The organism is Pseudoalteromonas sp. PB2-1 (genome assembly GCF_045040605.1).
In the GTDB taxonomy this organism is placed as follows: domain Bacteria; phylum Pseudomonadota; class Gammaproteobacteria; order Enterobacterales; family Alteromonadaceae; genus Pseudoalteromonas; species Pseudoalteromonas arabiensis.
Map to the genome: position 1 here is coordinate 340,686 of NZ_CP090667.1, position 25,406 is coordinate 366,091.

The following is a 25,406-nucleotide window of genomic DNA, read 5'->3' on the forward strand; positions in this document are numbered from 1 at the left end:
GTGACATTTTGTGTTGGTGTGAATTAATTATAGATGAGTATTATCAGGATGAAAGTTAAAAAACCAATAAAATTGTTTAAAAATGTATCAATTCTAGGTGCGCGTTTGCTAGCTAATTGTTAGCTAAAAAGTTTATCCGTAGATATTCTTTCAAGCTCACTAGTAATTTTTTCAACAGGCACTGGACGGGCAATAAAGTAACCTTGCCCGTAATCGATGCCTATTTCTTTTAGTGCTAAAAATATTTCTTTATTTTCAACATATTCTGCAACTGAGCGCTTATCTAGGGAGCGGCTAATATCATTAATTGCTTTCACTAACGCTAAATCAATGGGGTCGTTGAGCATGTCACGTACAAATGATCCATCAATTTTCACATGCTGTGCGGGTAGTTGTTTAAGGTAGTTAAACGTACTAAAACCTGTACCAAAATCATCGATAGAGAAATGGCAACCTAAACTATTGAGACGCTCTATCATTGCTCTGGTTGCGGCTAAATTATTAATACTGGCTGATTCTGTGATCTCAAAAATAATACGCGTAGGCTCAACGTTGTATTCTTCTAAGCTTGATTCGATATGCGGTAATAAGCGCTCATCTAAAAATGATTGCGCCGATAAGTTAATAGCGATCTGATTCAGCTCAGGGTACTCGGCAACACTTTTAATTGCATTTTTAATGACGCACTGATCCATCAAATAAGTGTCATTAAGTAGCTCTAATGCAGGAATAAATTGATTAGGGTAAACCAGTTCATCATTAAGTTTTAAGCGTAATAAAGTTTCAAAATAGGCAACATGGTTGCGTTTAAAATCCCATATTGGCTGATAATGAAGTTCAATTGAATCATGCTGTAGCGCTTGGCGAATACTATGTCCCCACTCTAAACCAGCTTGCAGATTATTGTGGCTACTGTCTTCTTTTGAGTAGCAATGGACTAAATTTCGGCCTAGGCTTTTTGCTACGTAAAGCGCAATATCAGCCTGTTTAAGACATTCGCTTGGGTCGTTGTTTTGTGCGGTAATCTGCGTCAGACCAATTGAACAGCTAATTGAGTAAACTTGTCCTTCAGAGTGAAATTGATGTTTTTCAATTGCCATACAAATGCTTTCTGCGACTAAGTGAGCATCGAGCAGGGTCGTATTTTTTAAAATGACTGCAAATTCATCACCACCAATACGACAGACTAAGTGCTCTTCGCTAATATTGGCTGTAAATAACTGGGCCACTTCTTTTAGGACAATATCACCTTGCTGATGACCTTTACTGTCATTGATAATTTTAAAGTGATCTAGGTCGATGTATATCAGTGCATGTTCAGCATCGTTACTGGTATATTTAGCTTGGCAAATACGTTGTAATTGCTGGTCAAAGTAGTAACGGTTATGCAGCTCAGTTAAGGTATCGTGAAGGGCTAAGTGGCGTAATTGTAACTCAGCTTGTTTGCGTTCATGAATATTGTCTATCGTTGCCGTAATCGTGGCTGAGTTGCGGCTATTTTTAATCAGTTGCATACGACATTCGACCCAAATAGCATTGCCATTTTTATGCTTCAGCTGTATTTCAACTTGTTGCTGTTGCGCACCGCCATGTAAGATGCTTTGTACGGTATCTTGTAATTTGTGTTGGCATTGAGGCAGACAAAAATCTGCAAGCGACTTCGCTAAGCTCGATTTTATACCGTAGCCAGTCAGACTTTCCCATGCAGGGTTTATAAAACGAATATGCCCTTGTTGGTCAAATTCAAGTACCACAGTATTAAGGTGAAGCAAAATACGCTGGTGAGCTGAAAACAGTTCTTTATAGCGGCTTTGGCTTTGACTTAACTGCTCCACTTTTTGAGCAAACTCAGCATAACTCACCATAAAGTCTTCACGACGGGCGGCGTGGTCGCACACTTTACTCAATAAAGACTGATCATAAGGCGCACGAATAAAATCAGTAACGCCAGAAAGTAACAACTGCTCCGCGTAATCTGCATCATTGTTATCAATGATGGTGACAATCGCCTGTTTTGGATTATGCTGCAAAATTTCACTAATTAACGTGCCAGCAGGATCAGACTGAGACTGAGTTGCATCAATCAACACGATTGCAAACTTTTGCTGTAAATAAGTAGCAAGTGCTGTTTTTGTCGACGTTGTATGCGTCACTGCAAAGCTCAACTTAAGTTGCTCAGTAATGCTATGTGCTTTGCTATTATCAGTTTCGAGAAGTAATAAGTTTAGCCGACTGCTTTTTTCTAAATGAGTTGAAAGCACATTCGCTAACACTTGTGGCAGCATATCTTGGCGTTCAAATGGTAATACAGCATCAATACCGTAGCTGCGAGCTGTAGTCTCTGCAATACGCTCACAATAAATCGGCGGCGTAAGTAAAATGGGGGTGTTTTTCGGTGTTTTTAATAGCCCAGAGCGGATCATGCGAGAGAAGCGCCAACCGTCTATTTTTCCGACTTCAAGACCTGTAATTATAATATCTACAGGGTGAGTTTTGAGGATTTTTAACGCGTCTTGAGAGTCGCTTACTTCAATAAACGAAAAGACGTTAAGTTTATTGAGTGTTGACTTAATTGTCTCACGTTCTGCAACGCTAGCGTTTAAAATTAGCAGTTTTAACTGCTTTGCCATGGCGCTACTACCTCTTAACTTAACCCATGTTTAATGAATAAGTTAGAATAATGACATTTTGTCTAATCTACAAGCAAACTTTACCTAAAATGGCTAATAAGCCTGTTAAAATTGCACGACTTTTACCCTAGGTCAATATGCACTTGGCTTTGCTTGAGGTAGTGAGCGTATCAGAGTAAACTTGGCGCGTTTTTATTTATAAGAGATACACTCTATGCGCGTGGCCGACTTTAGCTTTGACCTTCCAGATGAATTAATTGCTCGTTTTCCGAAAGCGGACCGTACAAGCAGTCGTTTACTCACTCTTGATGGCCCATCAGGCCAAGTAGAGCATAAAGTATTTAGCGATATTTTATCGCTTGTTAATGAAAATGACTTATTGGTTTTCAATAACACCAAAGTGATCCCTGCGCGTATGTTTGGGCAAAAAGAGTCAGGTGGTAAGCTTGAAGTGTTGGTTGAGCGTGTACTCGACGAGCACCGTGTACTGGCTCATGTACGTGCGAGTAAATCGCCAAAGCCAGGTTCTAAAATTATTCTCGAAGGCAAAGCAGAGGCAACCATGGTTGCCCGTCATGGTGAGCTATTTGAACTTGAATTTGCCAAAGATGGAAATGTGTTAGATATCTTAAACGATATTGGTCATATGCCATTACCCCCCTACATTGACCGCCCTGATAACGAAGCAGACCGTGAACGCTACCAAACCGTTTACGGTGAAAAGCCTGGTGCCGTAGCCGCGCCAACTGCGGGCCTGCATTTTGATGATAAGTTAATGGCGGCCTTAAAAGATAAGGGCATTAATATGGCATTTGTTACTTTGCATGTTGGTGCAGGGACATTTCAACCTGTGCGTGTTGATTCGGTTGATGAACATGTAATGCACTCAGAATACATCGAAGTACCTGATGAGGTGGTTAAAGCAGTAGCAGAAACCAAAGCAAAAGGCGGTCGCGTCATTGCCGTAGGTACTACCTCAGTACGCTCGTTAGAATCTGCTGCTAAAGTACATGGCGGCAAACTAGATACTTACTTTGGTGATACCGATATCTTTATCTACCCTGGTTATCAGTTCAATGTAGTTGATGCTATGGTGACAAATTTCCACTTACCTGAATCAACCTTGATTATGTTAGTGAGTGCCTTTGCAGGGCAAGATAACATTATGGGTGCTTACCATACGGCTATTAAGGAGCAGTATCGCTTCTTTAGCTATGGCGATGCGATGTTTTTAACGCGTAAATAAGCGTTAGTCATCTTATCACCCCGTAAAAAGCCCAGCATTTCACTGGGTTTTTATTTTTTAACCATTCTTACTAAGTTATGTGTTGATATGAAGCCTCTGCAAAGCGCTGAATTCTGCATCGTGGGAAGAGTTTAGCTAGCGGGCTTTTTATTTTCGAATTTAGCCCAATTAATAGTAATAAACCCGCAAACAGGGTAGAATCGAGCGGTTAAATTATAGCTTGTTGGACTGTTTTTCCGACACTGAGGATAATATGAAATTTGAATTAGACCGCACTGACGGTAAAGCGCGCCGCGGCCGCTTGATTTTTGAGCGTGGTGTAGTAGAAACACCCGCATTTATGCCGGTAGGTACTTACGGCACTGTGAAAGGTATGACACCTGACGAAGTGAAAGAGACCGGCGCACAAATCTGCCTAGGTAACACCTTTCATTTAATGCTACGCCCAGGCACAGAAATCATTAAGCAACACGGTGATTTACACGATTTTATGAATTGGGATCGCCCAATCCTAACTGACTCAGGCGGTTTCCAAGTATTCAGCTTAGGCGCAATGCGCAAAATCACCGAAGAAGGCGTGATGTTTAGCTCACCTGTGAATGGTGAAAAAATCATGCTTTCGCCAGAAAAAGCGATGCAAGTTCAGCGCGATTTAGGCTCTGACATCGTGATGATTTTTGACGAATGTACGCCATTCCCTGCCACTGAAAAAGAAGCAAAAGATTCGATGGAGTTATCACTTCGTTGGGCTAAACGCTCAAAAGAAGGTCATGGTGATAACCCTGCTGCGCTATTTGGTATTATCCAAGGTGGTATGTACCCAGAGCTTCGTGCACAATCACAAAAAGGCCTAGAAGAAATCGGCTTTGATGGTTATGCATTAGGTGGTTTATCGGTCGGTGAGCCGAAAAACGAGATGATCAATATTCTTGATCACTGTGCTTACAAAATGCCAGAAGACAAGCCTCGTTACTTAATGGGTGTTGGTAAACCAGAAGACTTAGTTGAAGCGGTTCGCCGTGGTATCGACATGTTTGATTGTGTAATGCCTACGCGTAATGCCCGTAACGGCCACTTATTCGTTACTGGCGGCATTGTTAAAATCCGTAATGCAGTACATAAAACAGACACCGGTCCATTGGATCCTGAGTGTGATTGTCATACATGTAAAAACTATTCACGTGCATACTTGCATCATCTTGATAAATGTAATGAAATCTTAGGCGCACGACTAAACACGATTCATAACTTACGTTATTATCAGCGCGTGATGGAAGGCTTACGTAATGCCATCAGTAATGGCAAACTAGACGAATTTGTTGCAGATTTTTATGCACGCCGCGGCCAAGAAGTGCCAGAGCTTGCAGATACATCAGATTAAATTTTTAGAAAAATTAAAGAGGAAGAGAAATGAGTTTATTCATCTCAAACGCCCACGCAAGTGCGGCAGGTGCAGCACCAGCAGGTGGAGGCATGGAAATGCTAATCATGCTAGGTATTTTTGGTTTGGTATTTTATTTCTTAATCTACCGTCCACAAGCTAAGCGTGTAAAAGAGCATAAAGCACTAATGAGCGCAATGGCGAAAGGCGACGAAGTACTCACGCAAGGTGGTTTAGTGGGTAAGATTACTAAAATCGCTGATGATAAAGACTTCATCGTGATTTCATTAAACGATCAAGCTGAAGTAACAGTACAAAAATCAGCTGTTTCTTCAGTACTGCCAAAAGGCACTATGAAGTCGCTATAACAATAAAAATAAGGACTCACACGTGTTAAACAAGTTTCCATTATGGAAGTATTTACTTGTTCTTGTTGTGTTAGTCGTTGGTATTTTATATGCCTCACCTAACTTGTATGGCCGTGATCCGGCCATACAAGTATCAGGCACTAAAGGTACTGATGCTGACCTCAGCGTACTCGATAAAGTAAATGCGACCCTCAAAGAACATAACGTTACTGTTAAATCAAGCAAACTTGAAGACGGACAGATCCTGGTTCGTTTTAAGAATGTTGAAGAGCAACTAAAAGCGCAAGACCTACTGCGTGATTCCCTTAGTGAAGATTACATCTCTGCAATCAATATGGCACCAGCTCAACCTGAGTGGTTAAAAGCATTGGGCGGTAACCCAATGAAGCTAGGCCTAGATTTAAGCGGTGGTGTTCACTTTACTATGGAAATCGACATGGCGACGGCGGTTGATACTCAGCTTGAGCAAATGGAACAAGATTTTAAAAGTGACTTACGAGAAGAAAAACTACGTTATCGCACCATTCGCCGCGTAGCAAATAGCGATCGTGTCCGGGTTGAAATGCGTAACGAAGAAGATAAAGATGCGGCAGAGCGTTTCTTATCAACCCGTTACCCACTGAATGTTTATATTGATGATAGCAGCAGTGATAATGCTTTTTACGTGAGCATGAGCGAACAAAAGCTTAAAGAAATTCGTGACTACGCTATCAAGCAAAACGAAACAATCATTCGTAATCGTATTAACCAAATCGGTGTTGCAGAGCCTAACGTACAGCGCCAAGGTGCTGAGCGTATTATCGTGCAACTTCCTGGGGTTCAAGATACTGCCCGTGCAAAAGAAATTCTGGGTGCAACAGCAACACTAGAATTCCGTGAAGTAGACGAAAATGCAGATGCAAGTGCCGCTATGCAAGGTCGTGTACCGCCTGGCACAGAAGTGATTATGGCACGTGAAGGTTATCCTGTGGTGCTGAAAAAACGCATCATCCTTGAAGGTAGTCACATTACTGGCGCGCAATCAGGTATGGATGAATATCAGCGTCCTCAAGTAAGCATTAGCTTAGATAGTAAAGGCGGCGCTAAAATGAATGCCTTCACTAAGCGTGCTATCGGTAAACGCATGGCAACGGTATTCATTGAATACAAGCCATCAGGTAAAACAGACGAAAACGGTAAAGCACTGCCACCAATTAAAGTGGAAGAAGTCATTAACGTGGCAACGATTCAAGCCCGCCTTGACCGTTCATTCCGTATTACTGGTATCGATAACCCTGCTGAAGCGCATAACTTAAGCTTATTACTTCGTGCCGGTGCATTAGTTGCGCCAATTCAAATCGTTGAAGAGCGCACAGTAGGTCCAAGCTTAGGTCAAGAGAATATCGAAGCGGGTATGACTGCGGTTGCACTTGGCTTTGCGTTTGTACTTGTGTTTATGCTTGCTTACTACAAAGGCTTTGGCATGGTCGCTAATATTGCCCTAGGTGCTAACTTAGTGCTAATTGTGGGTGTTATGTCATTAATTCCAGGTGCAGCGTTAACGCTACCGGGTATTGCTGGTATTGTACTGACAGTCGGTATGGCCGTTGATGCTAACGTACTGATATTTGAACGTATTCGTGAAGAACTTGCTGATGGCCGTAGCCCGCAACAAGCCGTTCATTTTGGTTACGACAGCGCATTTAGCACCATTTTCGATGCTAATATCACAACGCTTATCGCCGCCGTGATCCTGTTTGCAGTGGGTACCGGCCCGATTGCTGGTTTTGCAGTCACACTTGCGATTGGTATTATCACCTCTATGTTTACAGCCATTGTTGGTACCCGTGCGGTCATCAACTTATTCATTGGTGGTAAGCGTATTGATAAGTTGTCGATTTAGGAGTCAGCATGCAAATTTTAAAACTAGGTGGTAAAACACTACCGTTTATGAAGTTACGTAAGTTTGCCATGACAGTATCAACTTTGTTGATCTTGGCTTCTTTCGTATCGTTTTTTACTAAAGGCTTGAACTTCGGTCTCGACTTCACTGGCGGTACAGCGGTTGAAGTGGGCTTTGCACAGCCTGCCGATCTGAAAAAAGTGCGTGAAGCCATTACTGAAAGTGGCTTTGAAGACTTCTCAGTACAGCTGTTTGGCTCAAGTAAAGAGATTTTAGTACGTCTTGCACCACAAGGGGATGGCGTAAAAGCAGAGGTGATTGGTAATCAAATCATTACGGCGTTAAAGCAAACAGATTCAAGCGTTGAAATGCGCCGTATCGAGTTTGTTGGTCCAAGCGTAGGCGAAGACTTAAAAGAGCAGGGTGGCCTTGCCATGTTAACTGCGCTTATTTGTATCTTGATTTACGTTGCGTTTCGATTTGAATGGCGCTTTGCGGTAGGTGCGGTATCTGCGCTTTTACACGACGTTATTATCACGTTGGGCTTGTTCTCAGTGCTTGGTCTTGAGTTTGACTTAACGATTCTTGCGGCCATTTTGGCGGTAATTGGTTACTCACTCAACGACACCATCGTTGTATCTGACCGTATCCGCGAAAACTTCCGTAAAGTACGTGTTGATGACACGATTGAAATTATCGATATTTCATTAACGCAAACCCTAAACCGTACCTTAGTTACATCAATCACCACGATCTTAGTATTGATTGCGTTGTTCGTATGGGGTGGTCAAACGATTCACGGTTTTGCGACAGCATTACTATTTGGTGTGTTCATCGGTACTTACTCTTCTGTATACGTTGCTTCAGCAGTAGCGATTGCAATGGGTGTCAGCAAAGAAGACCTAATTCCAGAAGTAATTGAAAAAGAAGGTGCGGATCTCGATCCTATGCCTTAATAAGCCTAGCTTGACAAGAACCGCCCTGTTGGGCGGTTTTTTATTGGAACAAATTTATGAAACATCTCTTAATGAGTCTATGTATTATCTACTTATTGAGTGCCTGTAAAGACCAACAAGAGCAGCAATCAACAGCAGCTCAACAATCACAAGAGGCAACTTTACAACAACCACTAATAGCCTATGAAGGCTTAGTGTGGAGGGTGTTAACTAGCCTACAAGCTGAGTCGGATCAATTAACGGTTAAAGAAGCTATCGATAGCTTGATAAACTCATCTGAGTCGCTATTTTTAGCAATGAAAACACAGCTACCAGAATGTGAAGCTAGTTTGCTAGCAATGGCTGATTATGTGTCTAAGATGAAAGCGACAAAGGCGGTACAGTCGACGCCGATGAAGCACGCCCCTGCGTTACCCGATTTTACAGAGCCTCGTTGTTACCATACGCAACAGTTACTGCTTAACGCTTTAGCCGTTTTTGCTATCGCAGAGCAGGCTGCAATAACTGAACAAGACTACCATCAAGCTAAGTTAAAAATGATTGATAGTATTGCGCGTATTAAACAACTAAATTGAATAATCATCATGGTGATAAGTTAAGTTGCCATAAAATTGTCATACAGAATTGCTACTTTAATTGCCTACTTTTAAAACAGACGCTAGGTGAAAGGTGAGCGAACCACTACAGCGAATTTTAGATAACAGTGAAATAAAAACCTTATTTCAGCCTATCTTTGATATTTCTAATCAGCATATCTTGGGTTATGAAGCCCTTAGCCGTGGTCCAAAAGGCTCAGAATTAGAAATGCCTAGCGCCTTGTTTCGCGAAGCAATTGCATGCAATAAAATTTCAGAGTTAGAGCTCTTGTGTCGAAGTAAGGCGATAGAAAACTTCGTTAAGTTAAACTTACAAGGTAAGCTCTTTTTAAACGTAAGCCCAAAGACTCTACTCGACCCGTGCCATCCTAAAGGAGAAACATTACATCTTGTTGAACATTTTGGTTTGGCGGCGAATCGTGTTGTTATAGAAGTCACTGAGCAAGAAAAAGTGGAAGATGGCTTTTTATTATTAAAGACTATTGGCCATTATCGTGAACTCGGTTTTTCCATTGCTATTGATGATTTAGGGGCAGGCTATTCAGGTTTAAAGCAATGGTCTGAATTGTGTCCTGACTTTGTAAAAATAGATCGCTACTTTATTGATCACTGCGACCAGAGTGTGGTGAAAAAAGAGTTTCTAAAATCAATTATTGTGCTTGCCAAAGCAACAAACACGCAAGTTATTGCTGAGGGAATTGAGCGGGCAGAGGAGTTACGCTTGCTTGAGGGGTTAGGGATTCAACATGCACAAGGGTTTTTACTGGAAAGACCAAGCTTACAGCCCAGCTATCAAATTAATATTCAGTGCTTAGCACATTTAGAGTCATCTGATAATCCGAGTAGTTTTGAGCAATCGATGGCTATTGGCTGGTTAGCTGTGGAATATGCCAGTATCGAAACAACCACACGCTGCAAAGATGCGCATAGCCTTTTTGAGCAAGATAAATCGCTTACAAGTCTTGCTGTTCTTCAGCACAATATTCCCGTTGGATTACTACACCGAGACCAACTAACAGAAGTGTTCGCCGCACCTTATGGGCATGCACTTTATGATAAACAACCGGTGACATCCTTGATGGACAAGCAACCTCTGGTCGTTGACGAAAATGAGTTACTGGATACGGTAAGTCAGCAAATTACCGAGTTTGAATTTGATATTCGCCGGCATATTGTCATTACCCGTGAACAGCAATATCTTGGTTTAGCGCCATTGCGTAATATTTTAAAGCATATTACAGAAGAAAAAATACGCCATGCTCAACATGCAAACCCATTGACTATGCTGCCAGGTAATGTCGCTATTAACGAAGCGATTGAGTTGAGACTTCGCAATAAATACCCATTTTCACTCGCCTATGTCGATCTAAACCATTTTAAACAATTTAATGATTTATACGGTTATGCAAGCGGTGACAGTGTTATCAAATTATTAGCAGAGGTTATTGTTGACGCATCTAGTCTCAGTAAAGGGTTTGTTGGCCACATAGGGGGGGATGACTTTATGGTGGTGTTTGATAAAGAGGATGCACACACCGTTTGCCACAACATTATAGCTTTATTTGAGCAAAAATCGCGTGCCTTTTTTACCCCAGAGCATATTGAGCAAGGCGGTTATTGGGCCAGCAATAGAGAAGGTAAAAAGCAGTTTGTGCCATTGCTTACATTATCGATAGGCCTTGTGAAGCCCGATTTAGAGCTTTGTATCAATAGCCATCAAGTTGCTGCATTGGCGACTGATGCTAAAAAAGAAGCTAAACGTTATCAAACGAGTCATTTGTTTGTCTGTAAACGCAGTCGTCCTGCCCCCGCGGTGGTCAGGCTTAGCTGTGCAAGTGATGACACAGCGCGTATCGGATTATGAATTAATTTTAAGTTGGACTAATTTTACTTGTACCACTTAAAGGCTAGGTGTAGCTTAAAAAAAACACAATGATAAAAATAATAATGAAGCAATTAACAGCCGTAGCCTTTGTATTAATCACACTAATGTGCAGCCTAAATGTGTATGCCGATACCGTTGTTAATCTAGCAGTTGAACAACGTCCTCTGTATAAACGTGATGATTACCTTAATGAGCTGTTACTTAAAGCCTTAGAGGCTGCTCAATTCCCTGTTAAGATAAACAAAGTGTTGGTTCACCCCCATCAACAACGAACCTTGCTAAGGCTTGATGCTAATCAAGCTGATATCTACTGGAGTATGACCAGCCCAGAGCGTGAGCAATTAGCCATTGCCGTGCCAGTCCCTTTATTCAAAGGGTATATTGGTAAGCGGGTATTACTGACAAAACGGTCATTTTTACCTCGTTTTACCCAGCTTAAAAATAAGCGTGACCTCGCCCAGTTCACTGCTATACAGGGGCATGACTGGCCTGATACAAAAATTTTAGCTCAAAATGGTCTATCGGTTAGGCCATTAGCTAATTATCAAGCCATGTTTAGCTTAGTTATTGCAGGGCGCGTTGACTATTTTCCTCGCTCTTTTATAGAAGTTATGTCTGAGCTTGAGCAGATAAATGACGAGCGGTTAGTGATTGTTCCCGATGTGTATATTAGTTACCCAACTGCATTTTATTTCTTTGTCAGTCATCGTAAGCCAGCGTTAGCGAAAGCGTTGTTGAAAGGATTGCAAACGATGCAAGCATCGGGAGAGTTTGATGAAATGTTTAATCGATACTTTGCTGAAGGTTTAGCGAGCTTGCCATTCAAAGAAGGTAATACGCTTGAAATTGCATTGGAAAATGAGTACTTTCGGCCACAAAAAAAGGAGCCTTAGCTCCTTTTTTAGATTACAACCGCTGTTAGCGAAGTAGTGACTCAGTTAATACAGGACGAATTTCACGAATGATCGCTTGTGTTAACTTAGGTGCACCGCAGATGATGTTGCCGCTTTGGTTGTAGTTAATACCCCCTGCGAAATCAACAACCATACCGCCAGCTTCTTTTACTAAAAGCTCGCCCGCTGCTGTGTCCCATGGCTTAAGGCCAATTTCAAAGAAACCATCAACACGACCCGCAGCAACATAAGCCATATCTAATGCAGCAGAGCCTGCGCGGCGAATATCTGCAGTGTGTACGAAAAGTGCTTTAAACGCTTCTGAGTATGCGTCTAAGTGATGCTTTTGCTTGAATGGGAAGCCTGTTGCAAGGATAGAACCTGCTAACTCGTTAGTTTTAGTTACGCGTAAACGCTTGCTGTTAAGCTGTGCGCCTTGACCACGTGATGCAGTGAATAATTCACCACGAATAGGGTCATAGATCACGGCTTGGTCTAAACGACCTTTAACTTTAAGTGCAATTGATACTGCGAAATGAGGAATACCCTTGATGAAGTTTGTTGTGCCATCAAGTGGGTCTACAATCCATTGGTAATCTGCATCTTTACCTTTGTGCTCACCAAGTTCTTCACCTACGATACTGTGATCTGGGTAAGATTTTAAAATAGTGTCACGAATTGCGGCTTCAGCTTCTTTATCGATGTTAGTCACTAAGTCGTTAGTGCCTTTTTGTTGTACATCAACTTTTGATAAATCTTCGCTTGCACGAAGTAAAATTTTGCCTGCGTTACGCGCAGCGCGAACCGCAATGTTTAACATTGGATGCATAGCATTACCTTTGGGTTGTAAAAGAACGAATATATTTAAGCCGGCGTATTCTAGCGGTTTTTACTGCAAAGTAAACAACAAAGCAGAAATAGTTTTGGTTGTTTTTTGTACTGAGCTGATTTTAAATTAAATTTCGACCTTATAAATTTTAACAGCGAAAAACTTTTAGCGCAGTTTCGTGCTCTAATTCATCCCGACTTATCACCAATAAACGTGATAAATCGCAAACATGATCTACGATCAATTATGATTGACTGCACGATCTATATAGCCTCTAGAATTGCTTTCGTGCTAGAATTCGCGCAATTTTTGACATTCAGTAAGTAACAACGCAATGACACTTGATGATATTCGTATCGTATTAGTTAACACATCTCATTCTGGTAATATTGGCTCAGCAGCACGAGCGATGAAAACGATGGGTTTATCAAATTTATACCTTGTTGATCCTGCTTGTGAAATTGATAGTCATGCCAGTGCGCTTGCAGCGGGTGCAACCGATGTGCTCGGCAAAGCGGTGGTTGTTGATACCCTTGCCGATGCCATTGCTGATTGCTCTCTAACAATTGGTACTAGCGCGCGTTCGCGTACGTTATCATGGCCTATGGTAGAGCCGCGTGAATGCGGTGAAAAGCTCGTGGCAGAGGCTGAAAATGGCCCAGTTGCACTTGTGTTTGGTCGTGAGAATAGTGGTCTAACTAATGAAGAGTTACAGCAATGTAATTACCATGTATGTATTCCTGCAAACCCTGAATATAGCTCACTCAACCTAGCGATGGCTGTACAAACGCTATGCTATGAAACACGCATGGCTTACTTGAATACACAACCAAAAGCGCAAGAAGAAGATGAAGCAACCTACCCAAGTGCTAAACAAACTGAGTTGTTTTACGAGCATCTAGAACAAACATTGAATGACACTGGCTTTATCATTAAACAACACCCAGGTTTAGTGATGACCAAATTACGTCGTTTATTTAATCGCGCACGTCCTGAAGAAGCCGAAATGAATATTCTGCGCGGTATTCTTACCTCAATTAATAAGTCTATAAAATAATCACTGGTTATAAGTATAATACTTGACTAAATTACTCAGGTAATTACAATAACACCTAGTACTTGACTAATTTTGTCGGGTATTCGGTTTTATCAATGATGAACATCTATTTTATCAGATGATAATACTTGACTATTTTGGTCTGGTAATTAAAATTTGCACACCTTAGCGTGCAGTAATATCGGGGGCTCCATGAAGTTAACATCAAAAGGCAGATACGCAGTAACCGCCATGTTGGATGTTGCACTCCATACAAATGTGGGTGCAGTGCCCCTGGCCGATATATCAGAACGACAAGAGATTTCCTTATCATATTTAGAACAGCTATTTGCCAGACTTAGAAAAAATGGCTTAGTGAGTTCAGTGCGTGGCCCCGGTGGCGGATATTTATTAGGGCGTGACGCAGATAAAATTTCTGTTGGTGATGTTATTAATGCTGTTGATGAATCTGTTGATGCAACTCGCTGCCATGGTGCAACGGGTGGCTGCCAAAGCGGCATGCGCTGCTTGACTCATACTCTGTGGTCTGATTTGAGCGCACGTATCGAAGATTTTTTAAATAGTATTACCCTTGCTGAATTGGTTGAGAAATCAGACGTAAAAGAAGTCGCATCTCGCCAAGATAACAGCATCAATAATGCAATTAAGCAACTGGAAAACATTCAAGTAAGCTGTCAACTGTAGCTTGACGAAAGCGGAGAGAGAAATGAAGTTACCGATTTATTTAGATTACGCAGCAACCACGCCTGTTGATGAACGTGTGGCAAAAGAAATGATGCAATGCCTGACTATGGACGGTAATTTTGGTAACCCTGCATCACGCTCACACCGTTTTGGTTGGCAAGCTGAAGAAGCGGTTGATCAAGCGCGTACAGATATTGCTGATCTAATTAATGCTGATCCACGCGAAATCGTGTTTACCTCTGGCGCAACAGAATCAAATAACCTAGCTATTAAAGGTGCGGCGCAATTCTACAAAAAGAAAGGTAAGCACGTTATTACGGTTAAAACAGAACATAAAGCTGTTATCGATACATGTCGTGAACTTGAGCGTCAAGGGTTTGAAGTAACCTATATGGACGTTGAAGAAAACGGCCTTCTAGACCTTAAAAAGCTGGAAGAAACAATGCGTGATGACACAGTGCTTGTAAGTGTCATGCACGTAAATAACGAGCTAGGTGTTATCCAAGATATCGCGACAATCGGCGAAATGTGCCGTGAGCGCAAAATTATGTTCCACGTAGATGCTGCACAAAGCGCAGGTAAAGTACTTATCGACGTGCAACAGTTAAAAGTAGATTTTATGTCGTTCTCTGGCCACAAAGTATATGGTCCGAAGGGGGTTGGCGCACTTTACGTTCGCCGTAAGCCACGTGCTCGTTTAGAAGCACAAATGCACGGTGGTGGTCATGAGCGTGGTATGCGTTCAGGTACACTGGCTACTCACCAGTTAGTAGGTATGGGTGCGGCATTTAGAATCGCGAAAGAAGATTTCGAAAAAGATCATGCACACATCAGCGCACTACGTAAGCGTTTGATTGATGGCATCATGGCTGATATGGACGAAGTTTACTTTAATGGTGAACCAAGCCAGTCAGTGCCAGGTATTGTAAACATCAGCTTCAACTTTGTTGAGGGTGAGTCGTTATTAATGGCTGTTAAAGACATTGCTGTTTCATCAGGTTCAGCCTGTACCTCAGCAAGCTTAGAGCCTTCTTATGTACTACGTGCATTAGGCCGTAATGACGAGTTAGCACACAGCTCAATTCGTTTCAGCATTGGCCGCTTTACGACTGAAGAAGAGATTGATTACACCGTTGAACTAATCAAAAACTCGATCGGCCGTTTACGTGAGATGTCTCCTCTATGGGAAATGCATCAAGAAGGTATTGATTTAGATTCAGTTGAGTGGGCGCATCACTAATTAGTGATGAACCGCCGCTAGCAGGTAGTGAGGATAGTATTATGGCTTATAGTGATAAAGTAATCGATCATGTTGAAAATCCACGTAACGTGGGTGTATTAGACAAAAACGATCCGTCAGTTGCAACAGGCATGGTGGGTGCACCAGCGTGTGGTGACGTAATGAAATTGCAAATCAAGGTATCACCAGAAGGTGTTATTGAAGATGCAAAATTTAAAACATATGGTTGTGGTAGTGCAATCGCTTCTTCTTCACTTGTAACTGAGTGGGTAAAAGGCAAAACCTTAGACGAAGCGGCAACAATCAAAAACACTGATATCAGTGCTGAGCTTGAGTTACCGCCAGTGAAAATTCACTGTTCTATTTTAGCGGAAGACGCAATTCAAGCAGCAATTGCTGACTACAAAAGCAAACAAGCGAAGTAAGAGATAATTTCATGGCAGTGACATTGACAGATGCGGCAGCAAACCGCGTAGAATCATTTTTAGCAAATCGCGGCAAAGGCATTGGCCTACGCGTTGGCATTAAAACGACGGGCTGTTCAGGTCTTGCTTATGTTCTTGAGTTTGTTGACGACTTAGCAGAAGGCGACGAAATTTTTGAAAGCCGTGGTGTAAAAGTAATCGTTGATGCGAAAAGCTTAGTGTACATTGATGGCACTGAGCTTGATTACACCAAAGAAGGTTTGAATGAAGGGTTTAAGTTTAATAATCCGAATCAAGCTGATGAGTGTGGATGTGGCGAAAGCTTCACGGTTTAAGCTCAAAAAATTTTCCTCGCTTGAAGCCCTGCCTATGTAGGGCTTTGTTATTTCCTGTTCACCTAGTTGGATAATGTAATGCGTTACTTTGAATTATTTGCAATTCCAGTTGATTACAATATTGATTTAGCGACGATAAATAAACACTACCTTGAGCTGCAACGCGCAGTTCACCCTGATCGCCATGCCAGTTCAAGCAGCCGCGATAAGTTACTTGCTGTGCAAAATGCGGCTGAAATCAATGATGCGTTACAAACCTTAAAACACCCCGTGAAGCGCGCAGAGTACATGTTGAGTGAGCTAGGTGTGGATATTCGTGCTGAACAGCAAACCTTACAAGACCCACATTTCTTAATGCAGCAAATGGAACTTCGCGAAGAACTCGAAGAGCTTGAAAATGCCGCAGATCCTGATGCAGCCATCGCGCAGTTTGAAACGCAAATTAAACAGTTAGACAAGCAATATAGTCGCGAACTTGCTGAGCAATTAGCCAGTAATGATGAACAACAATGGCAAGCAGCTGCGGATAATATTCGTAAATTAAAGTTCGTTTATAAATTGCGAGATGAACTTGAGCGCATTGAAGACAGTTTATTTGATGATTAATTATTAGTTGTATAAAGCAGCTATTTAAGAGTTTAAAAAGAGCATTATGGCATTATTGCAAATTGCTGAGCCGGGGCAGAGCGCGGCACCACATGAGCACAAATTAGCAGTCGGTATTGACCTTGGTACGACTAACTCGTTAGTTGCAACAGTGCAAAGCGGCGAAGCCCGTACACTGACTGATTTAGCAGGCAATGCGATGCTTCCATCGGTTGTGCAATACCAAGCAGATAGCATCGTGGTGGGTGAACGAGCGGCGGCAGCTGCCACTCAAGACCCTGCTAATACTTTGATCTCAGTGAAGCGTTTCTTAGGTAAAACGCAGGCTGAAATCGAAAAAAGTTATGGTCAACTGCCGTATCAATTTTGTGAGCATGATGGCTCGTTAGCAATCAGCACCGTTGCGGGTGCAATTAGCCCAGTAACTGCATCGAGTGAAATTTTAAAAGCCTTGAAACTGCGTGCAGAAGATAGTTTTGCAGGGCAAGATATTTTAGGTGCGGTTATTACTGTACCAGCGTATTTTGATGATGCACAGCGACAAAGCACCAAGGATGCCGCTGAGCTTGCTGGCATCAACGTATTACGTTTACTAAACGAGCCAACAGCGGCGGCAGTTGCTTATGGCCTTGATTCAGGCCAAGAAGGCATTATCGCCGTATACGATTTAGGTGGCGGTACGTTTGATATTTCTATTTTACGCCTGCACCAAGGTGTGTTCGAAGTCCTTGCTACAGGCGGTGACTCAAGCCTAGGTGGTGATGATTTTGACTCACTGTTAGTGGATTACTTCAAAAAACAAACCGGTGTGAGCGAGCTTTCTGCATCGGTACTGCGTTTATTTATTAATAAAGCAAAAGCCTGTAAAGAAGCGCTAAGCCAATACCAAACTGTCAATGTAGGCTTAGAATTTGATGGTCAAAGCCACAAAGTTGAAGTAACCCGCGAAACCTTTGATGAACTAGCACTTGGTCTTGTGAAGAAAACACTGCGTTCTTGTCGCCGTGCGGTAAAAGATGCGGGTATCGAAAACGAAGAAGTACTGCAAGTGGTAATGGTTGGCGGCTCGACACGTATGCCAATTGTACGCTCTCAAGTTGCGGCATTTTTTGATAAAGAGCCACTGACTTCAATTGACCCTGATCGCGTCGTTGCACTCGGCGCAGCATTACAAGCAGATGTACTGGTTGGCAATAAACCAGATTCAGACATGCTGCTATTAGACGTATTACCACTGTCATTGGGTCTTGAGACCATGGGTGGCTTGGTTGAGAAAATCATTCCACGTAATACCACTATTCCTGTTGCACGTGCACAAGAGTTTACCACCTTTAAAGATGGTCAAACGGCGATGTCGCTGCATGTACTACAAGGTGAACGTGAGCTAGTTGATGATTGCCGCTCGCTGGCAAAATTCAGCTTAAAAGGTATTCCGGCCATGGCCGCAGGTGCTGCGCATATTCGCGTAACCTTTAAAGTTGATGCAGATGGCTTGTTAAGCGTATCGGCAATGGAAAAATCAACCGGTGTGCAAGCTGAAATCCAAGTAAAACCATCATTTGGTTTATCGGATGACCAAGTTGCGAACATGCTAAAAGATTCAATGAGTAATGCCAAAGACGACATGCAAGCGCGTATGCTTAAAGAGCAACAAGTTGAAGCGTTACGCGTTGTTGAAGCACTAGAAGCATCACTCGCAACTGACAGTGCATTACTTGATGAACAAGAATTAGCTGCGTTAAAAGCAGAAATTGCTAAACTTGTTGCGGTACGCGAAAGCGCAACAACACCGGCAGAAATTAAAGCAGCAATTGAAGCTGTCGACAATGCAAGTAGCGAGTTCGCTGCGCGTAGAATGGATGCATCAATCAAAAAAGCGCTGCAAGGGCAGTCAGTAGACGAAGTTTAACGAGGTAAGGTATGCCACAAATTATTTTTCTTCCACACGAAGAGTTATGCCCAGAAGGCGCTGCTATTGAAGCTCCTACAGGCGAAACCGTATTAGATGTTGCGCTTAAAAATGGTATTAGTATTCCGCATGCCTGTGAAAAGTCATGCGCGTGTACAACATGCCACTTAATTATCCGTGAAGGCTTTGACTCTTTAGATGAAAGTGATGAGCTAGAAGATGACATGTTGGATAAAGCATGGGGTCTTGAGCCTGAGTCTCGTCTTGGTTGCCAAGCAATTATTAAAGATGAAGATCTGGTAGTTGAAATTCCAAAGTATAATCTCAATATCGTTAATGAAGAGCATTAATTCTTAACGGCTTTGAATACCTAAAAACCGCTGTAGTTGCTTGGTCTCTACAGCGGTTTTTTGTTTTTGCGGTCCGCTTTACTAGGAGGTTTTATGTCTGATTTAGTTTTTTCTGATTCGTTTATCGATGGTGACTTTTATTCTACGAGCCAGCGCTTTAGTGTAGATAACCCTGCAACCGGACAAGCAATTACTGATGTGTCTGATATTGATGAAGCTGGCGTTGAGCTGGCCATTAAAAGTGCTGACGAGGCATTTAGCAAGCTAAAACAAACAACGGCAACTGAGCGTAGTGAAACGTTGCGTCGCTGGTATGAGTTGGTTATTGAGCACAAACAGCAACTTGCTGAGCTGATGACCAAAGAGCAAGGCAAACCTTTAAAAGAAGCATTGGGTGAAGTGGAGTACGGTGCGGGCTTTATTAAATGGTTTAGCGAAGAAGCCAAGCGTAGTTACGGCGACACGATTCCTGCTACAGACAGCCAACATCGTCTATCAACCATAAAGCAGCCAATCGGTGTTGTTGCTGGTATTACACCGTGGAACTTCCCAATCGCCATGATCACCCGTAAGGTTGCCCCTGCATATGCAGCGGGTTGTAGTTTTGTTATTAAGCCTTCTGAGCATACCCCTTTATGTGCAATTGCTTTGGCTTACCTTGCAGATAAAGCAGGGTTTGTAAAAGGGGCGTTAAATGTAGTGGTCTCAGAGAATGCAAAAATGGTTGGCGAAATCATGACTGAATCTGAGCGTGTACGTAAGTTCACATTTACAGGTTCAACCGCTGTAGGTAAGCAGTTACTTTCACAGTGCGCATCAACAATAAAGCAAACATCGATGGAACTTGGTGGTAATGCACCGTTTATTATTTTTGAAAATGCCGATTTAGATGAAGCTGTTGCTGGCCTTATGGGGGCTAAATTCAGAAACGCAGGGCAAACCTGTGTGGCAGCAAACCGAATTTTTGTTCAGCGTTCAGTGCTAGAGACGGTGCTTGAAAAACTCACAGACAAAGTGGCTGAGTTAAAGGTAGGCAATGGCTTGGATGACGGGGTGGATATTGGCCCATTAATTTATCCTAAAGCAAAAGAGAAAGTGCAAACACTTGTGCAAGATGCAGTAGATAAAGGGGCGTCATTAATTGGTGATAACAGCGAACTTGAAGGTAGCTTTCAAGCGCCATTGATTTTAACTGGTGTGACACCACAGATGGATATCTACCATGATGAAGTGTTTGGTCCTGTAGTAAGCATAATTGCTTTTGATGATGAACAAGAAGTCTTGCAGCTTGCTAACGATGTGCCGTATGGTTTAGCTGCGTATTTTTACAGTGAAAATATCAAGCAAGTTTATCGCGTAAGCGAAGCACTTGAATACGGCATGATTGGTATTAATGAAGGACTCATCTCAAACCCTGTTGCGCCATTTGGTGGTGTAAAGCAATCTGGTCTTGGCCGTGAAGGTGGTCATCAAGGATTAAATGAGTACCTTGAAGAAAAGTATCTTTGCATTAAGGTCTAATCTCACGCGAAATAAATTTCACGCCTACACCGGTAGGCGTCTTGCTTGCATGGCGCGTTTAAATTTCTGTGCCAAACCAGTTTCACGCCGACATCTTCCCGTTTATTTCCGATAAAATGATAGCGCTGTCATTTTAGTTTTTATATGATAGGTATGAATAATAAACAAAAATGACAAGTAATACGGAAAAAATACCGTAAACTCAGGGCATAAACGAGGAGAAAGTAATGGGTTTTAAAAAGTCTGCACTCGCTGCAATGATAATGGCAGCACCTATAATGGCAAACGCGGCACTCACACAGTCGCAGGTAAATCAGTTTGCTAAAGATACCGAGTTACTGTTTTCAGTTGAAGATAACTTTCGTAACAGAGACGCGGGCTTTTTAGGAAAAATCACCCTTAACAACCGCTCTGATGTTGCGTTACCTGCAGGCGAAAGTGATTGGCAACTTTATATCCATTCGGTTCGTAAAATTTCAACAGAGCATGTCGCAGGCCTCAATGTTGAACATGTAAATGGTGACTTACATCGTCTTGTACCAACCAGCTCATTTAAAGGGTTAGCAGCAGGCGAAAGTTTAGATATTCCTTTCGATGCGCAAGTATGGATTGTTGCATACAGTGATTTTATGCCGCGTGCATTTTTTGTGGCAGGTAAGAGTAAGCCAGCCATCTTTGCAAATACAGACACTGAGGACTTTAAAGAGTTTGTTACGCCATTCACTCGTGATAACCAACTATACCGTTACAACGAACCAAGAGATTTATCCGTTTTGGCAACGGCAAAAGTGCGTTTTGAAAGAAACCAAAAAGATAAAGTCGAAGTAAATAAAGACGATGCTTTAAAACGAATTATTCCAAAACCGCAAAAAGTTGATTTTAACCGCGGCACAACAACACTTAACAGTGATTGGCAAATTAGTTACCAAGGTCAGCTTAAACATGAAGTCATGGTATTCATGCAAGACCTGCAAGATGACTATGGAATTAGTTTAAAAGCTCAACCTGACCATATAAACCTTGGCAAAGAAAAAATCATTCGCCTAAACGTTGACCCTGCTTTAAACACAGGTAAAGCAGAAAGTTATACACTGGAAATTGACGATGATGTCATTAATATCGTGGGCAGTGATAATGCCGGTGTATTTTATGCGATGCAAAGTGTATTAAACCTAATTCCAGCAGGCAGCAAAGACTCTGCAAATTTACCACAGCTTGAATTAGAAGATGCTCCGCGTTATGGCTGGCGTGGCATGCATTACGATAACGGTCGTAACTATCATGGCAAAGAAGCCATATTCAAACTTGTTGAGCAAATGGCTCGCTATAAAATGAATAAGCTACATTGGCACTTTTCTGAAGATGAAGGTTGGCGTCTTGAAATCCCAGGCTTACCTGAACTCACAGACGTTGGCGGTTATCGCTGTTTTGATTTAGAAGAGCGCGAGTGTTTATTAACGCAGCTTGGTACAGGGCCATTTAAATCAGGCTCAGGTAATGGCTACTTAAAACGTGATGAATTTGTTGAGCTATTAAAATTTGCCAAAGATCGCCATATTCAAATTATCCCAGAAGTTGAAGGGCCTGGTCATGCGCGTGCCTCAATTAAAGCGATGGAAGCGCGATACCATAACCTGCTTGAAGAAGCAGAAAAAACAGCTAAAAATAACATCAAGTCACAGTCAGCTAATAAGGAAATTCAAAATGTAGATATTGGCCCTGCAACACAATATTTATTGACCGATCCTAAAGACACCTCTGTGTACATGACAGTTCAAAACTACAAAGATAACTCGATGAATGTATGTATGGACTCAACCTACGCATTCTTAGATAAAGTGACCTATGAACTACAGCAGATGTACCGCGAAGCAGGTGTGCAGCTAAAAAATCTACACATAGGTGGTGATGAAGTCGGGGCCGGTTCGTGGATTGGCTCGCCGATTTGTCAGGCGCTGTTTGCTGATCCTAATAATGGTGTTGCAGGCCCTGCAGATTTAAAACCCTATTTTACTCAGCGTGTTGCGACCTTACTTGAGAAACGTGGCATCTCTCCGGGTATATGGGAAGATGGCATTATGTATGATCGTGAAAACTCGTTTAAGCGTGATGAGTTTCCAAATAAAACCTTTACCGTTAATACATGGGATAATATCTGGGAGTGGGGGGTTGCAGATAGGGCGTATCGCTTAGCTAATGCCGGTTACCAAGTGGTGTTATCGCATGGTACGCATTTGTATTTTGATCACCCGTACGAGGCAAACCCTGAAGAGCGTGGTTATTACTGGGCAACCCGTTACACCGACACCAAAAAAGCGTTCAACTACATGCCAGATGATGTGTATGCCAATGCTGATTACACACGCACTCGCGAGCCAATTGTTAATCTAGAGGCGTTAGTTGGTCGCCCGTTACCTAAGCTTGAAAAACCTGAGAATATTTTAGGTATGCAAGGTCAAGTTTGGTCAGAAACAATCCGTACCGAAGATCAAGTGCTAGCGATGATCTTCCCACGTATTTTATCGGTTGCAGAGCGTGCATGGCACAAAGCTGATTGGGAAGGGCAAAGCGTTGATAGCAAAAAACAAGCAAAAGATTGGGCGGAGTTTTCAAGTGCCGTTGGCTTAAAAGAGCTTGAAAAACTAGCTCAAGGTGGCATTAATTTACACTTGCCTGTGCCAGGTGGAGTGATTGAAAATGGTAAGCTGTATGCCAACAGCGCCTTTGCTTATTTGAGCATTGAGTACAGCCTCGATAACGGCCAAAGCTGGCAGTCTTATGCTGAGCCAGTAAAGGTTGATAGCAAGGCAAAAGTAGCTCTGCGTACTCGCTTAAATGAGCAGCAAACCAGTCGCGTTACTTTTGTTGGAGAGTAATGTTTAAGGTATTTCGCGCGAAATAAATTCGCGCCTATTATATGGCGCGTTTTTAACGGTTGCAGAGTGCGGCATCTTCGCGCGAAATAGATTCGCGCCTATTATATGGCGCGTTTTTAACGGTTGCAGAGTGTGGCTCCTTCGCGCGAAATAAATTCGCGCTTATTATATGGCGCGTTTTTAACGGTTGCACAATGTGTACCTTTGCGTGAGTTAAGCTCATAGCTAAAAGAAATATGTCAGCGCTGTCATTTTTGTTGCGATAGTGTTATAAATATTTAATATCAATTTTATATAATTAATCTAAATGAGCAGCATTGCAGGGCCAATGCATGCTGTGATTGGGAAACGTTATGTCAGAAACGAATAAACAAAGCAGCTTAGTGCCAATGGCAATAGTTGCGACACTGTTTTTTATTTTAGGCTTTGCCACATGGTTAAATGGCTCGTTAATGCCGTTTTTACAACAAATTTTACAGCTTTCACCGTTTCAGGCATCACTGATAATTTTCTCATTTTATATTGCAGTAACATTTACAGCGATCCCATCGGCGATGATCATTCGAAAAGTGGGCTATAAAAATGGCATGGCGCTGGGAATGGCAACCATGATGGTAGCAGGGTTATTGTTTATTCCTGCGGCTAAAACGCAAGTGTTTGCACTCTTTTTATTTGCTCAACTTGTTATGGGCGCAGGTCAAACTTTGCTACAAACAGCCGTTAATCCATACGTAGTGAGAATTGGACCAGAAGAGTCCGCGGCAGCACGCGTGAGTGTCATGGGGATACTCAACAAAGGAGCTGGGGTTATTGCACCGATTGTTTTTACCGCGCTGATTTTAAGTGATTTTACGGGGTTTGTTGGTAAAGAATTAAGCCAAGCTGATATCGATGCCATGGCAAATGGTTTAATACTCCCTTATTTAGGAATGGCGATTTTTATTGGTGTACTCGGTTTTGCCGTCACTAAAATGCCATTACCAGAGCTAATCGACGATGCTGATGAGCAAAAACCAGGGCAAGTAAAGGAGGCGCTGAGCCACCCAAGCCTTGCGTTAGGGATTGTTGCATTATTCGTTTATGTAGCTGTTGAAGTAATTGCTGGCGATACAATTGGCAGCTTCGCACTTTCATTAGGTGTTGAAAAGTATAGTGTTATGACTTCATACACTATGGGGTGTATGGTATTGGGTTACTTTTTAGGAATTTTATTAATTCCACGTATATTGTCGCAGCAAGTTGCACTAACAATTTCTGCGATTTTGGGTTGTGCGCTTACAATAGCAATTGTTACAGTAAGCAATGAGTCTGTTTTTATTTCAACATTACTAGGCCTAAAATCGGTACTTCCTGATACCTTATTACTCATCGCTGTGCTAGGCTTTGCTAATGCGATTGTTTGGCCAGCAGTGTGGCCGTTAGCATTATCAGGTTTAGGCAAACTAACGAGTGTAGGCTCGGGCTTACTTGTGATGGGTATAGCCGGTGGTGCATTTGGCCCGTTATTTTGGGGTTTGGCAAGTGGCGGAGTTAAAAGTGCTGACGCCCAACAGGCAGCCTATATTGTGATGTTGCCTTGTTATTTATTTATCCTTTTCTATGCTTTAAAAGGGCATAAAATGAAAAGTTGGAAGTAATAATAAGCTTAAGGTTAAGTTATACAAATACTAACCTTGAGCTGTGAAAAGCATTTCTAGTAAATAGAAATAATCCCGTGTGTAATGCCACCGAAAGGTG

21 protein-coding genes are annotated in these 25,406 nt (G+C 42.2%); 19 read left to right on the plus strand and 2 right to left on the minus strand.

All coding sequences use genetic code 11. The annotated features are described in order from the left end of the window. Nucleotides 1–119 precede the first annotated feature (119 nt). Nucleotides 120–2,630 (minus strand): EAL domain-containing protein, encoded by a 2,511-nt coding sequence (locus L0Z67_RS01670; protein ID WP_237114734.1) that lies wholly within the window; start codon nt 2,628–2,630, stop codon nt 120–122. A gap of 214 nt (nt 2,631–2,844) precedes the next feature. On the opposite strand from L0Z67_RS01670, the gene queA reads away from it, so the two are divergent. From queA to L0Z67_RS01710, 8 genes are all read left to right on the plus strand, one after another. Then, entirely contained in the window at nt 2,845–3,876 is a 1,032-nt protein-coding gene (gene queA / locus L0Z67_RS01675; RefSeq protein ID WP_062567228.1) for a tRNA preQ1(34) S-adenosylmethionine ribosyltransferase-isomerase QueA, read from the plus strand. 253 nt (nt 3,877–4,129) lie between these two features. Next, complete coding sequence (gene tgt, locus L0Z67_RS01680) at nt 4,130–5,257, plus strand: tRNA guanosine(34) transglycosylase Tgt (protein WP_237114735.1); 1,128 nt, start codon at nt 4,130–4,132, stop codon at nt 5,255–5,257. A gap of 29 nt (nt 5,258–5,286) precedes the next feature. Then, nucleotides 5,287–5,625 (plus strand): preprotein translocase subunit YajC, encoded by a 339-nt coding sequence (gene yajC, locus L0Z67_RS01685; RefSeq protein ID WP_062567230.1) that lies wholly within the window; start codon nt 5,287–5,289, stop codon nt 5,623–5,625. A 22-nt stretch (nt 5,626–5,647) separates the two neighbouring features. Beyond that, nucleotides 5,648–7,507: a protein translocase subunit SecD gene (gene secD / locus L0Z67_RS01690; protein ID WP_193988192.1), complete on the plus strand. Its 1,860-nt coding sequence runs from the start codon at nt 5,648–5,650 to the stop codon at nt 7,505–7,507. Between the two features lie 8 nt (nt 7,508–7,515). After that, complete coding sequence (gene secF, locus L0Z67_RS01695) at nt 7,516–8,463, plus strand: protein translocase subunit SecF (RefSeq protein WP_062567232.1); 948 nt, start codon at nt 7,516–7,518, stop codon at nt 8,461–8,463. Nucleotides 8,464–8,519: 56 nt separating this feature from the next. Continuing rightward, a complete protein-coding gene (locus L0Z67_RS01700) occupies nt 8,520–9,038 on the plus strand; it encodes a hypothetical protein (protein WP_062567233.1) in 519 nt (172 codons plus the stop codon). 94 nt (nt 9,039–9,132) lie between these two features. After that, nucleotides 9,133–10,923, plus strand: a complete 1,791-nt coding sequence (locus L0Z67_RS01705; protein ID WP_193988193.1) for a bifunctional diguanylate cyclase/phosphodiesterase — start codon at nt 9,133–9,135, stop codon at nt 10,921–10,923. A gap of 83 nt (nt 10,924–11,006) precedes the next feature. Continuing rightward, nucleotides 11,007–11,837 carry a substrate-binding periplasmic protein gene (locus L0Z67_RS01710; RefSeq protein WP_405128394.1) on the plus strand — a complete coding sequence of 277 codons (831 nt, stop codon included), beginning with the start codon at nt 11,007–11,009 and terminating at the stop codon, nt 11,835–11,837. Between the two features lie 25 nt (nt 11,838–11,862). On the opposite strand, the gene suhB is transcribed toward L0Z67_RS01710, so the two are convergent. Further along, the gene (gene suhB / locus L0Z67_RS01715) at nt 11,863–12,666 is read right to left on the minus strand and encodes an inositol-1-monophosphatase (protein WP_062567236.1); all 804 of its coding nucleotides are present in this window, start codon (nt 12,664–12,666) and stop codon (nt 11,863–11,865) included. A 334-nt stretch (nt 12,667–13,000) separates the two neighbouring features. On the opposite strand from suhB, the gene trmJ reads away from it, so the two are divergent. The 11 genes from trmJ (at nt 13,001) to nagP (ending at nt 25,306) form a co-directional block, all read left to right on the plus strand. Then, nucleotides 13,001–13,723: a tRNA (cytosine(32)/uridine(32)-2'-O)-methyltransferase TrmJ gene (gene trmJ / locus L0Z67_RS01720; protein WP_062567237.1), complete on the plus strand. Its 723-nt coding sequence runs from the start codon at nt 13,001–13,003 to the stop codon at nt 13,721–13,723. Between the two features lie 192 nt (nt 13,724–13,915). Further along, the gene (iscR, locus tag L0Z67_RS01725) at nt 13,916–14,407 is read left to right on the plus strand and encodes a Fe-S cluster assembly transcriptional regulator IscR (RefSeq protein ID WP_062567238.1); all 492 of its coding nucleotides are present in this window, start codon (nt 13,916–13,918) and stop codon (nt 14,405–14,407) included. Between the two features lie 22 nt (nt 14,408–14,429). Further along, nucleotides 14,430–15,647 (plus strand): IscS subfamily cysteine desulfurase, encoded by a 1,218-nt coding sequence (locus L0Z67_RS01730; protein WP_062567239.1) that lies wholly within the window; start codon nt 14,430–14,432, stop codon nt 15,645–15,647. Nucleotides 15,648–15,688: 41 nt separating this feature from the next. Continuing rightward, a complete protein-coding gene (gene iscU / locus L0Z67_RS01735) occupies nt 15,689–16,072 on the plus strand; it encodes a Fe-S cluster assembly scaffold IscU (protein ID WP_062567433.1) in 384 nt (127 codons plus the stop codon). A gap of 11 nt (nt 16,073–16,083) precedes the next feature. Beyond that, the gene (iscA, locus tag L0Z67_RS01740) at nt 16,084–16,407 is read left to right on the plus strand and encodes an iron-sulfur cluster assembly protein IscA (RefSeq protein WP_062567240.1); all 324 of its coding nucleotides are present in this window, start codon (nt 16,084–16,086) and stop codon (nt 16,405–16,407) included. Between the two features lie 78 nt (nt 16,408–16,485). After that, nucleotides 16,486–17,013 (plus strand): co-chaperone HscB, encoded by a 528-nt coding sequence (gene hscB / locus L0Z67_RS01745; protein ID WP_062567241.1) that lies wholly within the window; start codon nt 16,486–16,488, stop codon nt 17,011–17,013. Nucleotides 17,014–17,059: 46 nt separating this feature from the next. Next, complete coding sequence (gene hscA / locus L0Z67_RS01750) at nt 17,060–18,922, plus strand: Fe-S protein assembly chaperone HscA (protein ID WP_237114737.1); 1,863 nt, start codon at nt 17,060–17,062, stop codon at nt 18,920–18,922. A gap of 11 nt (nt 18,923–18,933) precedes the next feature. After that, entirely contained in the window at nt 18,934–19,272 is a 339-nt protein-coding gene (gene fdx, locus L0Z67_RS01755; RefSeq protein ID WP_062567243.1) for an ISC system 2Fe-2S type ferredoxin, read from the plus strand. A gap of 93 nt (nt 19,273–19,365) precedes the next feature. After that, entirely contained in the window at nt 19,366–20,793 is a 1,428-nt protein-coding gene (locus L0Z67_RS01760) for an NAD-dependent succinate-semialdehyde dehydrogenase (protein WP_237114738.1), read from the plus strand. 227 nt (nt 20,794–21,020) lie between these two features. Next, nucleotides 21,021–23,669 carry a family 20 glycosylhydrolase gene (locus L0Z67_RS01765; RefSeq protein WP_237114739.1) on the plus strand — a complete coding sequence of 883 codons (2,649 nt, stop codon included), beginning with the start codon at nt 21,021–21,023 and terminating at the stop codon, nt 23,667–23,669. A 353-nt stretch (nt 23,670–24,022) separates the two neighbouring features. Continuing rightward, nucleotides 24,023–25,306 (plus strand): N-acetylglucosamine MFS transporter NagP, encoded by a 1,284-nt coding sequence (gene nagP / locus L0Z67_RS01770; RefSeq protein ID WP_371354326.1) that lies wholly within the window; start codon nt 24,023–24,025, stop codon nt 25,304–25,306. Nucleotides 25,307–25,406: the final 100 nt, after the last annotated feature.

What these genes read in the sequence shown, in the direction of transcription:
- fdx (WP_062567243.1), top strand. Translation starts at nt 18,934, where the DNA reads ATGCCACAAATTATTTTTCTTCCACACGAAGAGTTATGCCCAGAAGGC.
- L0Z67_RS01700 (WP_062567233.1), top strand. Translation starts at nt 8,520, where the DNA reads ATGAAACATCTCTTAATGAGTCTATGTATTATCTACTTATTGAGTGCC.
- iscU (WP_062567433.1), top strand. Translation starts at nt 15,689, where the DNA reads ATGGCTTATAGTGATAAAGTAATCGATCATGTTGAAAATCCACGTAAC.
- L0Z67_RS01765 (WP_237114739.1), top strand. Translation starts at nt 21,021, where the DNA reads ATGGGTTTTAAAAAGTCTGCACTCGCTGCAATGATAATGGCAGCACCT.
- iscR (WP_062567238.1), top strand. Translation starts at nt 13,916, where the DNA reads ATGAAGTTAACATCAAAAGGCAGATACGCAGTAACCGCCATGTTGGAT.
- trmJ (WP_062567237.1), top strand. Translation starts at nt 13,001, where the DNA reads ATGACACTTGATGATATTCGTATCGTATTAGTTAACACATCTCATTCT.
- yajC (WP_062567230.1), top strand. Translation starts at nt 5,287, where the DNA reads ATGAGTTTATTCATCTCAAACGCCCACGCAAGTGCGGCAGGTGCAGCA.
- tgt (WP_237114735.1), top strand. Translation starts at nt 4,130, where the DNA reads ATGAAATTTGAATTAGACCGCACTGACGGTAAAGCGCGCCGCGGCCGC.
- queA (WP_062567228.1), top strand. Translation starts at nt 2,845, where the DNA reads ATGCGCGTGGCCGACTTTAGCTTTGACCTTCCAGATGAATTAATTGCT.
- hscB (WP_062567241.1), top strand. Translation starts at nt 16,486, where the DNA reads ATGCGTTACTTTGAATTATTTGCAATTCCAGTTGATTACAATATTGAT.
- L0Z67_RS01710 (WP_405128394.1), top strand. Translation starts at nt 11,007, where the DNA reads ATGAAGCAATTAACAGCCGTAGCCTTTGTATTAATCACACTAATGTGC.
- secF (WP_062567232.1), top strand. Translation starts at nt 7,516, where the DNA reads ATGCAAATTTTAAAACTAGGTGGTAAAACACTACCGTTTATGAAGTTA.
- L0Z67_RS01670 (WP_237114734.1), bottom strand. Translation starts at nt 2,630, where the DNA reads ATGGCAAAGCAGTTAAAACTGCTAATTTTAAACGCTAGCGTTGCAGAA.
- L0Z67_RS01760 (WP_237114738.1), top strand. Translation starts at nt 19,366, where the DNA reads ATGTCTGATTTAGTTTTTTCTGATTCGTTTATCGATGGTGACTTTTAT.
- iscA (WP_062567240.1), top strand. Translation starts at nt 16,084, where the DNA reads ATGGCAGTGACATTGACAGATGCGGCAGCAAACCGCGTAGAATCATTT.
- nagP (WP_371354326.1), top strand. Translation starts at nt 24,023, where the DNA reads ATGTCAGAAACGAATAAACAAAGCAGCTTAGTGCCAATGGCAATAGTT.
- L0Z67_RS01730 (WP_062567239.1), top strand. Translation starts at nt 14,430, where the DNA reads ATGAAGTTACCGATTTATTTAGATTACGCAGCAACCACGCCTGTTGAT.
- suhB (WP_062567236.1), bottom strand. Translation starts at nt 12,666, where the DNA reads ATGCATCCAATGTTAAACATTGCGGTTCGCGCTGCGCGTAACGCAGGC.
- hscA (WP_237114737.1), top strand. Translation starts at nt 17,060, where the DNA reads ATGGCATTATTGCAAATTGCTGAGCCGGGGCAGAGCGCGGCACCACAT.